The organism is Acinetobacter sp. WCHA55 (assembly GCF_002165305.2).
Taxonomy (GTDB): Bacteria; Pseudomonadota; Gammaproteobacteria; order Pseudomonadales; family Moraxellaceae; genus Acinetobacter.
In genome coordinates, this window is the sequence record NZ_CP032286.1 from 1,551,839 (window position 1) to 1,566,127 (window position 14,289).

A 14,289-nucleotide genomic window follows, 5' to 3' on the forward strand; every position below is an offset into this window, starting at 1 on the left:
TTAGCATATTATAAAAAGGGCTGAATTGACTAGAATGACATTGCAACAGGCTTTCAGGTCAAGACATATCCTCTATAACTCAAGTATGATTCTACTGAAACCGATGGAACTATTGAAATATAAGACTCTAGACATCACTTTGAAGTTAAAAGGATATCTTTGAATCCATCAACAATTCATTTGTATGAGAGATAAAAACATGACTGATCAATACCAAACATTTGCAAAATCTCCGATTGGTAAATTTGTCATTAAAAATTTGGGTTTACCTGCACCAACTTTTTTAGACCGTTTTGAGTCAGCAACGCCTGTGATTAAAGGTGCTGTTTTACTGGGTGCAGCAGCAAACAGTTCATTATCTGGTGCAATTGCGCAAGTGTTGGCAAATGTCCACGCCAATAGCTATGCGGGTAACAACCCGCAACTACAACAAGTTGCGGCTCAAGTGGGCTTAAACTTAAGTGCATTTAATGCAGGCGACAAAGAGTCTAAATTCAAAGTTGTTATTTTTGATGCATCTGGCATTGAGTCATCAGAGCAACTTAATGAGTTATATAACTTCTTTAACCCGATTGCACGTCAAGTGGCTGCTTCTGGTCGTGTGATTGTGGTAGGCACGACCCCTGAAACTGCGGGTAGCGTTAAAAAAGCGATTGCACAACGCGCGCTTGAAGGCTTCGTGAAGTCAGTCGGTAAAGAATTTAAAAAGGGGATTGCAGCACATTTGATTTATGTGGATGCAGGTGCGGAAGCAAATCTTGAGTCAACTTTACGTTTTGCAGCATCTCCACGTTCTGCTTATGTCTCCGGTCAAGTGATTCGTGTTTCTAAAGCTGATGTTGTAGATGTGGACTGGGCGAAACCACTGGCAGGAAAAACGGCTGTAGTAACAGGTGCGAGCCGTGGTATTGGTGAAGCGATTGCACATGTCTTGGCACGCGATGGCGCGCATGTGATTTGTTTAGACGTACCACAGCAGCAATCAGATCTTGACCGTGTTGCAGGTGAGATCGGCGGTTCAACACTGGCAATTGATATCACAGCAAACGATGCTGGTGAGAAAATCAAAGCTGCGGCAGCTGCTCAAGGTGGTTTAGACATTATTGTGCATAATGCAGGTATTACCCGTGACAAAACTTTGGCAAATATGAAGCCTGAGCTTTGGGACTTGGTCATTAATATTAACTTGTCAGCGATTGAGCGTGTAAATGATTATTTACTTGCGAACGACGGTTTAAATGCCAATGGTCGTATTGTTTGTGTATCATCAATTTCAGGGATTGCAGGTAACCTCGGTCAAACCAACTATGCTGTATCAAAAGCGGGTGTAATTGGTGTGGTTAAATTTACTGCTCCAACGTTGACGAATGGCATTACCATCAATGCTGTTGCACCAGGTTTCATTGAAACGCAAATGACCGCCGCGATTCCATTTGCAATCCGCGAAGCGGGTCGTCGTATGAACTCGATGAGCCAAGGTGGTTTACCGGTAGATGTTGCTGAAACGATTGCTTTATTTGCAGCGACAGCATCGACTGGTTTAAACGGCAACGTGGTGCGCGTTTGTGGTCAAAGCTTGTTGGGTGCTTAATTTAAACACTTGAATTTATCTCTTCTTTAGAGGGGAGATAAATTCTTTATATTATAAATGGGATGGCATTTTTCCTTCATCCCAACCTTCTCTCTGAGGGAGAAGGCACTTTTAAAATATTGAAATAAAAACTTCTCAAAGGTTCAGTATGAAGACTCGCCATTTTAGTCAACTTCCAAAACCCTATATGGCTTATCCGAAAGTCATTCAAGGTTTGATCTTTAAAAAACCAAAAGGTGAAAAAGTCTTACCGCAGGTTGAGTATGTGGTGGATTCTTTTAACATCGATCAAAAGCATTTAAAAGCCTATAATGAAGTATGTGGCTTTAAGAATAATGGCTATATTCCTGCGATTTATTTAGCTGTATTATCGCAAAGCCTACAAATGCACATGATGGGCCAAGAGCCGTTTCCATTTCCAGTGCTAGGTTTGGTGCATATTCGCAATCAAGTCAAACAAATGCGTAAAGTGGGTGTCAATGAAACCCTCACTTTGTCATGTAAATATGGTGCACTTGAGCCGCATGATAAAGGTGTTCAGTTTGATTTTATTACCACTGTGAAAGTTGGCAATGAAGTAGTCATCGAAGCCTTAACCACGTATTTAGCACGTCAAAAGACCGATGGTAAAACAGCACCAAAATTAGTTGAAGCAACGACTCCAGATTATCAGCCGAATGCAGTCTGGGAAGTCTCTGAAAACACAGGTCGTCGTTATGCAATGACTTCGGGCGACTTTAACCTGATCCACATTCATGCAGTGACAGCAAAAGCCTTTGGTTTCAAACAAGCCATTGCGCACGGCATGTGGAGTAAGGCACGAGCATTAGCTTCGATCACATTGCCTGATGCTTATGAAGCAGATGTTTTGTTCAAACTGCCGATGTATTTACCGTCAACAGTCGATTTTATGACCACGACAGAAGGTGTAAATACTGCTTTCTTAATTCGAAATAGTAAGAATCAAAAACCGCATGTGACGGGACAGGTCAAAGCATTATAATTTTAAAAAGCCCAGTTTAGATTACACTGGGCTTTTTTATGTCAGCTTATAAATACATGGATATGTAAATGAAAAGTTTAAAACAATATTTACAAGCGAATCCGAACCATTATCAAGGCTACGTTGACCCACGTTTTCAAAGTGTTGCCTACCTTTTTAGCCGCTTACAGGATGCTCGTTCAGCATATGGCGGTGCGGCCTGTGTTTTATATTTTCAAGGTAAAAAAGTTGTCGATATCTATACAGGTTTAGCAGCGGTAGACTCTCCTTGGCAGGCCAATACGATGTCGGTGTGTTACTCGACAGGCAAAGGCGTTCTTGCAACCCTGGTGCATATTTTAGTCAGTCAAGGTGTGCTAAGTTACGATCAACCGATTGCGGATTATTGGCCCGAATTTGCCCAAAATGGCAAAGGTAAGATGACTCTAAGACATGTGCTAAGTCATCAAAGTGGATTATTTGATATCCGTAATAACATTGCCGATGCAACAGAGATGTTGGACTGGACGCATATGTTAGAAATATTTGAAAAAGCGCAGCCACGCTTTGCAATTGGTGAAGATGCTGCTTATCAACCTTTATCCTTCGGTTGGCTTGTCGGTGGTGCTTTGGAAAAAGCAACGGGGAAACCTTTAACTGAACTCTTCCAAACCTATTTAGTTGAGCCGCTTGAGCTTGATGGGGCTTACTTTGGTGCACCCAGTGATGAATTAAAACGTATCGCGAGGCCCATCGCTCGTCCTGTACCTGTCCAACCAAATCAAAAAAGTCCAACGCACGTGCGTAAAGTTTCATTGCTTGATAAAGCGATGCAGTGGTCAGGGCAAGATCCACAAGACTTTCAAGATGGCATGATTCCCAAAGGTATGAAAAAGGTCAGCTTTTATCATGATGATGCGATTCAGGCGATTATTCCGGCGGCAAATGGTGTCTTTACCGCCAATAGTTTAGCCAAAGTGTATGCGATGCTATCTCAAAAAGGAGTTTGGAAAGGTCAGCAGTTGATTCGCCCAGATGTGTTTTCTGAATTGAGTCGAGTGCAATATAGCTATCGAGATCGCGTGATGCCGATACCGATGCATTGGCGCTTGGGATATCACCGTATATTAACCCTAGGCAAAACCGCAGAGCAGGGTTTTGGTCATATGGGCTTTAATGGTTCAGGAGCTTGGGGCGATAGTGAGCGAGGCTTAAGTTTTGCCTATACACATAACTTTGCTACAGGTTCTTTAACTGGGGATTATCGACTTTGGGCTTTGAGCCAAGAAAGTTTACGTTGTGCGGACGCAGTCTTAAAAGGTAAAAAAGGCTGGTTTTGACAGGTCTGAGATTTAGTCATCGTCTAAAATATGTTATGTTCGTCGCGGTTTAGGTTTTGAAGATTTGTGACATGAAGACTCCCATTCTTATCCCGTTGGTTGCTACAGGACTATTGTTAGGTTGTTCCGAGGCGAATCAAACGCAACATGATCAGTCTAAACTCCAAGTGGCAGAACAAAAGCAGATTATTCCTGCGTGGGTTGGGAGTTATCAGGGCACAACGCCGTGTATGGGGTGTTTGTCCCGTTGTGAAGACTGTCCGGGTATGGCAGTTGCACTTGAGCTGCATGAAAACATGACTTATACCCTAAAACGAGAAAGTTTGAGTGGCCATAACGAAGTCGAAACTTTGACTGGAGCACTTCGCTTTAATGCTAAAGATCAGCACAAGGTAGAGTTGGTGAATGTGACAACGCGAAACTTGCTTTATGTCGATTTAGAAGATCGTGTTTTAGAAATACGTGAAGATGTGACTGGTAAAAAATACCAAATGCAGAGTGATTTTGTTTTGGTGAAACCAGCTTAATTTTCTAAATAACTGTATTTTAGGAATTCATTTTAATATTTACCTCTTTTTACTTTTGCAAAGCTCCCACTTTATTTCAAATTCATAATCTAAATGTATAAATAACTTGAGATAGAGAATGGAATAAAAATGGAGCGAATGGTTTTTGGATTATTGATCTAAATCAGGTTTATAGCTTAGAAAAGCGAGAACGGGGTGAAGTAATTCATTCACTCTTTGGCAAAAAAACAGTATGCTTAGGCCTATAAAAAGGAGCATACATGTATCAAGTACTTGCACGGAAATATCGTCCTCGCAATTTTAATGAGCTTGTGGGTCAAAACCACGTTTCTCGGGCACTAACCAGTGCTTTAGAGCGCGGACGTTTGCACCATGCTTATTTATTTACAGGAACGCGTGGGGTCGGAAAAACCACTATTGCCCGTATTTTGGCGAAGTGCTTGAACTGTGAAACAGGTGTGACTTCGACGCCGTGCGAAGTTTGCCCAACCTGTACTGCCGTGAATGAAGGCCGTTTTATTGATTTGATTGAAATTGATGCGGCATCACGGACTAAAGTTGAAGATACTCGAGAGCTTTTAGACAATGTTCCTTATGCACCGACGCAAGGTCGTTTTAAGGTCTATTTGATCGATGAAGTGCATATGCTGTCTACGCATTCTTTTAATGCTTTACTCAAAACATTGGAAGAACCACCTGAACATGTGAAATTCCTTTTTGCAACGACAGATCCACAAAAGCTCCCAATTACCGTGATTTCACGTTGTTTGCAATTTACTCTACGCCCGTTGGCTGTAGATGAAATTACTGAGCATCTGGGTAATATTTTAAATAAAGAAAGCATTCTCGCCGAGCAGGATGCGATTTGGCAAATTGCAGAGTCTGCCCAAGGCTCATTACGTGATGCACTTTCTTTGACAGATCAAGCGATTGCCTATGGTCAGGGCTCTATCCAGCACCAAGATGTCAAAGAGATGTTAGGTTTAATCGACCGTACCATTATTTATGATTTGATCCTTGCGATACATCAAAACCAGAAACAACGGGTGAGTGAGTTGCTGATGCAATTCCGCCAGCAAGCACTGGATGTATCTTTAGTTTTGGATCAGTTGATTTCGACTTTACATGAATTGGCATTATTACAATATTTACCAGAACTAAGCCTCAAATATAGCGCTGAAATTAATAAAAAAATCATGCAATTGTCTCAGCAGATTGTTGCGCAAGACCTACAGCTTTATTACCAAATTGCATGTAAAGGACGTGCTGAATTACAGCTAGCAGTCACACAAGAGCAAGGCTTTGAAATGACGGTGCTACGCATGTTGGCGTTCCGTCCATTACAACCGAATGAGGTACTGGTAGCTCAGGCCAATAGTGCTGTAGTTGAATCTGTACAACAAGCGCCAATACCGACTTCTGCTCCAGCAACGGCTTTGCAACAAGATGCTCAAAGCTTAGATATTGACGCGACATTTGAAGATGCTGCGATAAATGAGGATACAGAGACTGGCTTTAATTCTGAACTTGATGATGTGAATCTTTCAGAAAGCGCCAAAGAGAATAAACCATCAGTTGAAGTATCTCAGCAATCCGATCAAATCGTTTTCGATCCTTCCAGTGATGAAGTTTTATTCGATTTAGATGAAGCTGATGAATTTAATGCACAAAGCAATGATGATGAACCAAATAGTGATGATTTCTTATTTGATGAAATTGTACCGTTAGAAGCAGAAACTCAAAATGAAGCACCTGTTGAACCTGCTGTAGCAATAGTTGAGGTTGTACATGAGGAGTCTTTTGATTTAGCAAGTGAAGTGCTTTCAGTCGCGAATGTTGAGGATACTCAAGTCGTAGAAAATGAAAGCCTACAAACTGTTACTGCCCTTGTAGAGCTTGCTCAACCTGAACAGGTCTCATCTACACCAACCGATTTAATGCCACAAGATATTTTGCAACTACAAGCACAGCAGTTAGTCGGTGAATGGACAGTGGAGAAGTGGGAATACTGGTTCAGAAGCAGTGGGTTATCGCCTGCGGTACAAGAGTTGGCTCAGCAAGGTTTAATGGCTGGACAAATTAATGCCGAGTCTGTGTTTATGATTCCGCAGCGTTATGAGCAACTCCTCACCCAATTACGTCATGTTTTGGAAGATGCACTCAAATCTGAATGGCCTCAGACGCGTTTTGATGTGAAATATGCAGAAGTTGAAACCATTACGCCATATACGATGCAAGCGCAACGTAAGGAAAAGGCATTCCAACGTGCACATGAATTACTACAAAACGAAGACACAGTGAAAAGTCTAGTGCAAACTTTTGATGGTGAATTACACAATATTCAGCTTAAGTAATGTCATGGCTTAAATAGTGGCGCAAAGTACTCCGCATTTCAGATGGAATCGGGGTGCTTTTTCGTGTTTCACGATCCACAAAAACATGAACAAAATGTCCTTGAGCCGAAGCCGTTTCTTGACCAAATTTAAAAATGGCGAGCTCGTAAGTAAGTGAAGAGTTTCCTATTTTGGAAATAGTCACACCCACGTCAATAATCTCAGGGTAAGATAACTCATGTAAGAAACTACATGCTGAGTCGACCACTAAGCCAATAATAGGGGATTGGTGAATATCAAAATTTGCTTTTTCAATCAGTAAGGCATTTGCGGCAGTATCAAAATAGCTATAGTAAGTGACGTTGTTGACATGGCCATAGAGGTCATTGTCCGACCAACGTGTCTGAATCGGTAAAAAATAATGAAATTGGTCACGTGTCTTTGCGGCTTGTCTCATCGACGTCATCCTTAAAATCTGATTATAAATAGCCTAAGTTAATTATATGGGTTAGCTGTAAATGGCTTGATAAATCTCGCGTGCCTGTTGCCACTCTAGTTCTCTTGGGTTGTTTTGTAGTAGGCGTGTTTGCAACATGGCGTCTGTTGCAAGTTGATCTAGACTGTGTTCAGGAACATTCAACGCCTTGAGTTTTAAGGTTAAACCGCTACGGTCTAAATGGTTTTGCATATGATCGACAAAGAGATCAGAAAGACCATCAGTACAGCCTGTACTTTTTGGGTCGAGCCAGCAGATCAGTTCCGCATAATGTTGCTTGGCTTGGGGGAGATTAAACTTTAAAACCTCGGTCAGCACTAAGGCATTGCTATGTCCATGAGAAATGTGAAAATGTCCACCCAGTGGATAAGCAAGTGCATGTACAGCACCTACTGGGGCATTGGCAAAAGCTTGTCCTGCCAACATTGAACCGACCAACATATTTTGTCGGGCTTCTAAATTTCGACCATCTTCTAGCACCAAACTGAGGTTTTGATTCAGCAGTTTCAAAGCCTGTTTCGCTAACATGTCTGCATAGGGGTTTTTCTTGATTTTAGAGGTATAAGCTTCAATGGCATGTACCATCGCATCAATGCCTGTCGCTGCACTAATATGACGCGGCAGGTTTTCAGTAAAAGTCGCATCCAAAATCGTTACATCGGCAAAAAGAACAGGTGCTACGATACCAGTCTTTGTCGTTTCACCTGTGGTAACAATTGAAATTGGGGTAACTTCAGAACCTGTCCCTGCTGTGGTTGGGACTAAAATTAACGGCAGTCGAGGTGTTTGGGCATTATTTACCCCATAAAGATCAGCTAACTGTTGCTGCTGTGCAGGATGGCTGAGTATGGCAATAATTTTTGCAACATCCATAGAGCTTCCACCACCAAAGCCTAAAATGATATCTACTTTTTGCTGTTTGGCAAAATCAACCGCATTTAAAACAATCTGCTCACTTGGATCTGCTTCAACCTCACTGTAAATACTGTAAGTGAGCGAGAGATCTTCTAAAATTTCTAAGAGGGGAAGATGAAGTTGATGCTTTAACATGCCTGCATCTGTAACCAATAACAGATGTTGATAAGGACGAGTTGTTAAAAGTTCTCTAAGCTGCTGAATGCTGCCCAAGCCTGAAATAATATTCGGCACAGTTTGAAATTGAAATGAGTTCATACAGCATCCTTTTTTATATCTTATTCAACAATAATGTCTTGTACTTCTATAGGATTCATCCTCTAAATAACTTAACATAAGACACTTGAAAATAAAGCTGTTTTGAGGTGGATATGTCATTCACAACGCCCTATAAGGTGTTATGTGTCTGTTTAGGAAATATTTGTCGTTCTCCCACGGCAGAAGTGGTTCTCAGACATTTTTGTGATGCGCATCAACTTAATATTGAAATCGACTCAGCAGGGACGAGTAACTATCATCCGAATAAGGCACCTGACTTACGCAGTCAAGAACATGCGTTGAAACGTGGTTATGATTTGTCTGGTTTACGTGCACGACAGTTACAGCCCCGTGATTTTGTCCATTTTGATTTAATTTTAGCGATGGACCACAATAATTTGGATGAGATTCAGATGCTGTATCAAACAGCATCACGTGAATTTGGTGCGGGGCAACTACGTGCTAAAGTCGCTCTCATGTCCGAGCATGATACGCAATATCCACAGCAAGCCTTACCTGATCCTTACTATGGTGGATCTGATGGTTTTGAGCGTGTCCTTGACCAATGTGAGTCGAGCAGCCAAGCGTGGGTCAGTATTTTTAAACAACAATTTGAACAGTAATTAGGGTTAGCGCATGCAAATCGAAACACAAAAACAGCTTAAACCTTTTAATACGTTAAGCTTAAATGCGATAGCCTCTCATTATGTTCAAATTCATAGTGCAGATGAATTGGTTAAAGCCCTAGATTATGCGCAGCAACAAGCGCTGAATGTCATGATTTTATCAGGTGGAAGTAATATGTTGCTGCCTGCACAAATTGATGCTTTGGTTGTGCATATGAATATTCTAGGTATAGAGAATCTGTCTGAAGATGCGAATACCCAAACCATACGAGTTGGTGCAGGGCAAGTTTGGCATGACTTTGTTCTTTGGACGACAGAACAGCGTTTATTTGGTTTACAGAATTTAGCTTTGATCCCAGGTTTAGTCGGTGCATCCCCAGTACAAAATATCGGTGCTTATGGTGTCGAAGCAGGTGAGTTCATTGAAAGTGTGCAGGTCTATGACAGACAACTGAAACAATTTAGTGATATTCAAGCTGAAGATTGTGCATTTAGTTATCGCCATAGTATTTTTAAAGATGATCCAAATCGCTATGTGATTACACATGTGACTTTCAAGTTATTGAAAAAAGAAGACTTGAAAATTAGCTATGGTGACTTAAAACAAGCCATGGGTGATGAGCTCACTGCTTTTAATTTGCAACAACAAGTGATTCAGATTCGTCAAAGTAAATTACCCGATCCTAAAGAGTTTCCTAACGTAGGCAGTTTTTTTAAGAACCCAATTATGAGTCAGCAAGCTTATGACCTTTTAGCCCAACAATTTGAAAAATTGCCACATTATCCGCAAGCGAATGGTGATGTTAAAATTGCCGCAGGTTGGTTGATAGATCAATCAGGCTGGAAAGGTAAGCAGCTTGGTGTTGTCGGGATGTTTGCCAAACAAGCTTTGGTTTTAGTGAATTATGCCAATGCAGATTTGAGTGATGTACAGAGCACATACCGTACAGTGCAGCAGGATGTGTATAATAAATTTAAGGTTTTGTTGGAACCTGAACCTGTGCTATTTAATTCGTCGGGTTTAATCCAATCTCATTAGGATTGTTAAAAGTATGAGTAAAACCCATAAAATGGTACGTTTAGTGCAAATCGCTTCGGTGTTATTTGCACTTTTCGGCTGTTTAATGATTTTTATTTATACGCCTTTTTATTCTAAGCTCATTGTTGCTGCGCTTAATACTTTTGTTCCTGTCGATGTTAACGAAGTGGCCGCACAGAGCCAAAAGATGGCAGCATTGAGTGAGCAAGAAAGCTTAGAACCGGGTTCTGATTTGTGGATAGCACGTCAAGCTTATTTACAGCTCATGGAAGAACAGATTAAAGAGCATAATTCACAAAACTTAACCACCATTCAGGCGCGCTACAAAGCCTTACAAGAGTTGATTGTTGCTGAGCAAAAAGAGGAACAGGAAAAAGAACAGAAGCCTCAAATTCCTTTGGTGGTTGAGACTGCAAGTTCAGAAGTAGACCCAACAGAGAATGTAAAAGAACTATTAGAACTCAACAGTAAAGAAAATAAAGCGTTAATGGAGCATTATCTAGCGTTCTTAAAAACGCATAAGGTTGAGGCTGTAGAGGAAGAGCCGATAGATGAACAAATCTATCAAGACATCGCACAAATCCATGCACAAAATGAAGAGAAAAAAGCAGCTTTAAATATGCCGAATGCTATCGTTGTCCTAGGAGGCGGGTTAACTTTAGATAAGAATGGTAAGGATATCGTCGTGAATGAATATACCCGTTTGCGGCTTGAAACCACATTACAAGTTGAACAGCAGTTTAAGCTGCCTATTGTGCTGAGTGGGGTAGAAGCACCGTATATGCAAAAATGGTTAAAGGCACGAGGAGTCGATGCAAAACTGTTGGAAGATCGTAGTATGAACACCTGTGAAAACTCGCGTTTTAGTTCCTTGTTACTACAGAAAAAAGGTGGTGCACCTAGAGTGATTCTAATTACAGATCAATACCATATGCCACGTACCCGTCGTTTATTTGCCTTAAATGGTATAGAAACCCAGCCGATAGAAGCACCTATGCCGACCCAATTAACACGTTGGCGACCAAGTCAACAAAACTATGATCATAGTCGCCGTGCCAATTATGAAATGCTTGCAACTGTGCGTGATGTACTTGTCGGCTCAAGTGACTGTAGGGAGATTCCATAATGCCTGAACTTCCTTTTTTAAATCCTTCAGTACTCAAACAGCTTGAACTTCCTGTACCGAGTCGTGAGACAACACCACAGCTATTAATGCCTTTGAATCTAAACCAGCCATATGAGGCATCGGTGGAAATGGTGTCTTATCGTCGTTTATACGGTTTAGATGCACTGGACTGTGATCACTGGCAAGGTTATGTTCAAATGCCATTATTTAAGTTGCACGTCCAAGTTTTTGCACCGAAAATTGAAAAAATTAAAGGTTCAGTCTGCCTGTTGCATGGTTATTTAGAGCATAGCGGAATTTATCAACCCATCATTAAAGAGTTGCTTGAACAAGGCTTTAGTGTATTGACCTATGATCTTCCAGGGCATGGACTTAGTGATGGATCGCCTGCGAATATCCAAAACTTTGACCATTATCAAGATGTATTACATGCTGTGGTACGTTATGTTAAACATGCAGAGCAGTTGCCACAACCGTGGTTAGGCATCGGGCAGAGTACGGGTGGTGCAATTTTAATGCATCATTTGCTCGAATTTGCCGAACGCCGTGAAAACCCTTATGTACAGCGTGTTCTGTTGTTGTCGCCACTTATTCGTCCTGCGAAATCGGCTTGGTGGCATAACTCTGTTGGGTTAGGCATTATTCGACGGATTAAACGCCAAGTGCCGCGTCATTTCAGACGGAATAACCATAACCCTGAGTTCTTACGTTTTGTCCGTTTAAAAGATCCCTTGCAACCTCGTATGATGGGTATGGATTGGATTTTGGCTATGTCCAAATGGATGTTGGAAATGGAACAGCGTCCAGCCTGTCGCATTCCAGTCTGGTTAGCGCAAGGTGCACTGGATCAGACGGTAGACTGGCGTTATAACATTGAGTTTATTCGTGAAAAGTTTCGCTTACAGACCTTATTGATGTTGGAAGAGGGTTCGCATCAGTTGATCAATGAACGTTCGGATATTCGTGCGGCGTTAACAGGTTTAATTCCAGCTTTTTTACATGCGCAGGGTTCATCAGGTGGATACTATTAACATTCTGTGACTTTTCTTATCGAAAATAAAAAGGAGGCTAATAGAGCCTCCTTTTTATTTAGAAATGTTCTAGTTTGGACATATTCCACATACGGAAATAGAAGTTTTCTTCATCTTTATTTTCACAAGATAGCAGTTCACCATCTTTTAACCAAAAATGTAGCTGCGCATAGTTTCGAATTTCTCGGTCATTAATACGCTGCGCTAAATGGCGTGCTTTAATTTCTGCTGGATGTTTTAAGCCCGCTGAAGCAATCATTTCTGAAAGTGCTTTCAATGTGTTGTCATGAAAATGTAGCACACGTTCAGCTTTGGTGGGCACGTGTAGTGCCTTTTGTCGCTCTTTGTCTTGCGTTGCAACACCCACAGGGCATTGGTTGGTATGACAACTTTGCGCTTGAATACATCCTACCGCAAACATAAATCCTCGTGCAGAATTGACCCAATCTGCACCAATTGCCATGGTGCTGGCAATATCAAAGGCACTAACCAATTTCCCACTGGCCCCAATTTTGATCTGATCACGTAAACCCGCACCGACCAGTGTATTGTGTACAAAAAGTAAGCCTTCACGTAGTGGTACACCCATATTATCGATCAGCTCGATAGGCGCTGCACCTGTACCACCTTCGGAGCCATCTACGACAATAAAATCAGGAATTATTTGAGTATTTAGCATGGCTTTGACAATACTCATAAATTGCCAAGGCTGACCAATGCACAGTTTAAAACCGATAGGTTTACCTTCAGATAGCTCACGCAGTTTTTGAATAAAATGCATCATTTCAATCGGTGTTTTGAAGGCAGAGTGACTTGAGGGCGAAACACAGTCATGATCACGACTGACGCCTCGAATTTCAGCAATCTCTTCAGAAATTTTATCTTTCGGTAGAATCCCGCCATGACCAGGTTTTGCTCCTTGAGAGAGCTTGATTTCGATCATTTTCACTTGAGGTCGTTTAGCTTGAACGGCAAATTTCTCAGGGTCAAATTGACCATCGAGGGTACGGCAACCGAAATAACCACTGCCTAACTCCCAAACAATATCGCCTCCATACTCAAGATGGTACGGACTTAAACTGCCTTCGCCAGTATCATGGTAAAAACCACCCATTTGCGCGCCTTTGTTTAAAGCACGAATGGCATTGGCACTCAAGCTGCCAAAACTCATGGCTGAAATATTGAAAATAGAAGCACTATAAGGCTGAGAGCATTGCGCATTGCCTACTAATATACGGAAGGTTTTTGGGTCGGCAGGTTTGCATGGACTTAATGAATGCGTCATGAAACGATAGTTGTCTGCATAGACATCGATAATGGAACCGAACGGTTTATCTGCATTTTGGTTTTTTGCACGCTGATAGACCAAACTGCGTTGCATGCGCGAAAAAGGCAGTGCGTCTTGGTCGGCCTCAATAAAATACTGACGAATTTCAGGGCGGAAATCTTCAAAAATAAAACGAAAGTGCCCCATAATTGGATAGTTCTTTAAGATTGAATGTTTATTTTGTAAAACATCATGCAAGCCAACAAGACTCAGTAAACCTGCGATCAGCCAAATACTGTTCAGTAAAGTGTCTGAAATAAAGTAATTAATATAGATAGGAGTACGGCTATAATGAAAAAAAGAAATGCTCAAAAAAATAAAAATACACAGTAGCCAAATGGAGTGCCGTGAAAAAAATGTATTCAGTAATTTATGACGTATGGATTGAGCAGGGCTAGACATATGGCTGGGCATCCTTCCAGATTGTTTAAAACTAATGTGCCAAGTCTCTGTTTCATCTACAAGTAATAAATTGTTGTTACGCCCGCTATTTTTTGCTGTGGGAATCCAATATTAAAATTATGGATAAATTTTATACAGATTGATATCTTTCAGAATTTAAAGTATATAAAATGAATATGAATAAGCACTTATTGTTCAAAAGAAAAAATTATAAATTACTTACTTCTAGGGATAGGTTAGGCTAAGTTTGCATCGGTATAGTGTCGTTGAAGAATGATAAGAAAAAGGGGAAGCTT

At 41.2% G+C, this 14,289-nt stretch carries 12 protein-coding genes; 9 read left to right on the top strand and 3 right to left on the bottom strand.

Annotated elements, in window-relative coordinates; translation table 11 throughout:
- Nucleotides 1-199: 199 nt before the first annotated feature.
- The 5 genes from CDG62_RS10380 to dnaX all read left to right on the top strand — a co-directional run bounded on the left by CDG62_RS10380 (nt 200) and on the right by dnaX (nt 6,794).
- Nucleotides 200-1,591 (top strand): 3-oxoacyl-ACP reductase, encoded by a 1,392-nt coding sequence (locus CDG62_RS10380; RefSeq protein ID WP_087527155.1) that lies wholly within the window; start codon nt 200-202, stop codon nt 1,589-1,591.
- Nucleotides 1,592-1,739: 148 nt separating this feature from the next.
- On the top strand, nt 1,740-2,594 hold the full coding sequence (locus tag CDG62_RS10385) for a MaoC family dehydratase (RefSeq protein ID WP_087527156.1): 855 nt from the start codon (nt 1,740-1,742) through the stop codon (nt 2,592-2,594).
- Nucleotides 2,595-2,662: 68 nt separating this feature from the next.
- Complete coding sequence (locus CDG62_RS10390; protein ID WP_087527157.1) at nt 2,663-3,913, top strand: serine hydrolase domain-containing protein; 1,251 nt, start codon at nt 2,663-2,665, stop codon at nt 3,911-3,913.
- A gap of 71 nt (nt 3,914-3,984) precedes the next feature.
- On the top strand, nt 3,985-4,440 hold the full coding sequence (locus CDG62_RS10395; protein WP_087527158.1) for a copper resistance protein NlpE N-terminal domain-containing protein: 456 nt from the start codon (nt 3,985-3,987) through the stop codon (nt 4,438-4,440).
- Nucleotides 4,441-4,700: 260 nt separating this feature from the next.
- A complete protein-coding gene (gene dnaX, locus CDG62_RS10400) occupies nt 4,701-6,794 on the top strand; it encodes a DNA polymerase III subunit gamma/tau (RefSeq protein WP_087527159.1) in 2,094 nt (697 codons plus the stop codon).
- Here dnaX and CDG62_RS10405 read toward each other — a convergent pair.
- Entirely contained in the window at nt 6,787-7,230 is a 444-nt protein-coding gene (locus CDG62_RS10405) for an acyl-CoA thioesterase (protein ID WP_087527160.1), read from the bottom strand. The genes dnaX and CDG62_RS10405 overlap by 8 nt on opposite strands.
- A 51-nt stretch (nt 7,231-7,281) precedes the next feature.
- Complete coding sequence (locus CDG62_RS10410; protein WP_087527161.1) at nt 7,282-8,442, bottom strand: iron-containing alcohol dehydrogenase; 1,161 nt, start codon at nt 8,440-8,442, stop codon at nt 7,282-7,284.
- 113 nt (nt 8,443-8,555) lie between these two features.
- Here CDG62_RS10410 and CDG62_RS10415 point away from each other — a divergent pair, with 113 nt between their 5' ends.
- The 4 genes from CDG62_RS10415 to CDG62_RS10430 are packed head-to-tail and all read left to right on the top strand — an operon-like array spanning nt 8,556 to nt 12,264.
- Nucleotides 8,556-9,065, top strand: coding sequence for a low molecular weight protein-tyrosine-phosphatase (locus CDG62_RS10415; protein ID WP_087527162.1), 510 nt, complete (start codon nt 8,556-8,558; stop codon nt 9,063-9,065).
- Between the two features lie 13 nt (nt 9,066-9,078).
- Nucleotides 9,079-10,107, top strand: coding sequence for a UDP-N-acetylmuramate dehydrogenase (murB, locus tag CDG62_RS10420; RefSeq protein WP_087527163.1), 1,029 nt, complete (start codon nt 9,079-9,081; stop codon nt 10,105-10,107).
- A 13-nt stretch (nt 10,108-10,120) separates the two neighbouring features.
- On the top strand, nt 10,121-11,233 hold the full coding sequence (locus CDG62_RS10425; RefSeq protein WP_087527164.1) for a YdcF family protein: 1,113 nt from the start codon (nt 10,121-10,123) through the stop codon (nt 11,231-11,233).
- A complete protein-coding gene (locus CDG62_RS10430; RefSeq protein WP_087527165.1) occupies nt 11,233-12,264 on the top strand; it encodes an alpha/beta hydrolase in 1,032 nt (343 codons plus the stop codon). The genes CDG62_RS10425 and CDG62_RS10430 overlap by 1 nt, the downstream gene beginning before the upstream one ends.
- 58 nt (nt 12,265-12,322) lie before the next feature.
- Here CDG62_RS10430 and CDG62_RS10435 read toward each other — a convergent pair whose 3' ends face one another.
- On the bottom strand, nt 12,323-13,993 hold the full coding sequence (locus CDG62_RS10435; RefSeq protein WP_087527166.1) for an FMN-binding glutamate synthase family protein: 1,671 nt from the start codon (nt 13,991-13,993) through the stop codon (nt 12,323-12,325).
- Nucleotides 13,994-14,289: the final 296 nt, after the last annotated feature.

What these genes read in the sequence shown, in the direction of transcription:
- CDG62_RS10390 (WP_087527157.1), top strand. Translation starts at nt 2,663, where the DNA reads ATGAAAAGTTTAAAACAATATTTACAAGCGAATCCGAACCATTATCAA.
- CDG62_RS10410 (WP_087527161.1), bottom strand. Translation starts at nt 8,442, where the DNA reads ATGAACTCATTTCAATTTCAAACTGTGCCGAATATTATTTCAGGCTTG.
- CDG62_RS10435 (WP_087527166.1), bottom strand. Translation starts at nt 13,993, where the DNA reads ATGTCTAGCCCTGCTCAATCCATACGTCATAAATTACTGAATACATTT.
- CDG62_RS10430 (WP_087527165.1), top strand. Translation starts at nt 11,233, where the DNA reads ATGCCTGAACTTCCTTTTTTAAATCCTTCAGTACTCAAACAGCTTGAA.
- murB (WP_087527163.1), top strand. Translation starts at nt 9,079, where the DNA reads ATGCAAATCGAAACACAAAAACAGCTTAAACCTTTTAATACGTTAAGC.
- dnaX (WP_087527159.1), top strand. Translation starts at nt 4,701, where the DNA reads ATGTATCAAGTACTTGCACGGAAATATCGTCCTCGCAATTTTAATGAG.
- CDG62_RS10425 (WP_087527164.1), top strand. Translation starts at nt 10,121, where the DNA reads ATGAGTAAAACCCATAAAATGGTACGTTTAGTGCAAATCGCTTCGGTG.
- CDG62_RS10415 (WP_087527162.1), top strand. Translation starts at nt 8,556, where the DNA reads ATGTCATTCACAACGCCCTATAAGGTGTTATGTGTCTGTTTAGGAAAT.
- CDG62_RS10395 (WP_087527158.1), top strand. Translation starts at nt 3,985, where the DNA reads ATGAAGACTCCCATTCTTATCCCGTTGGTTGCTACAGGACTATTGTTA.
- CDG62_RS10385 (WP_087527156.1), top strand. Translation starts at nt 1,740, where the DNA reads ATGAAGACTCGCCATTTTAGTCAACTTCCAAAACCCTATATGGCTTAT.
- CDG62_RS10380 (WP_087527155.1), top strand. Translation starts at nt 200, where the DNA reads ATGACTGATCAATACCAAACATTTGCAAAATCTCCGATTGGTAAATTT.
- CDG62_RS10405 (WP_087527160.1), bottom strand. Translation starts at nt 7,230, where the DNA reads ATGAGACAAGCCGCAAAGACACGTGACCAATTTCATTATTTTTTACCG.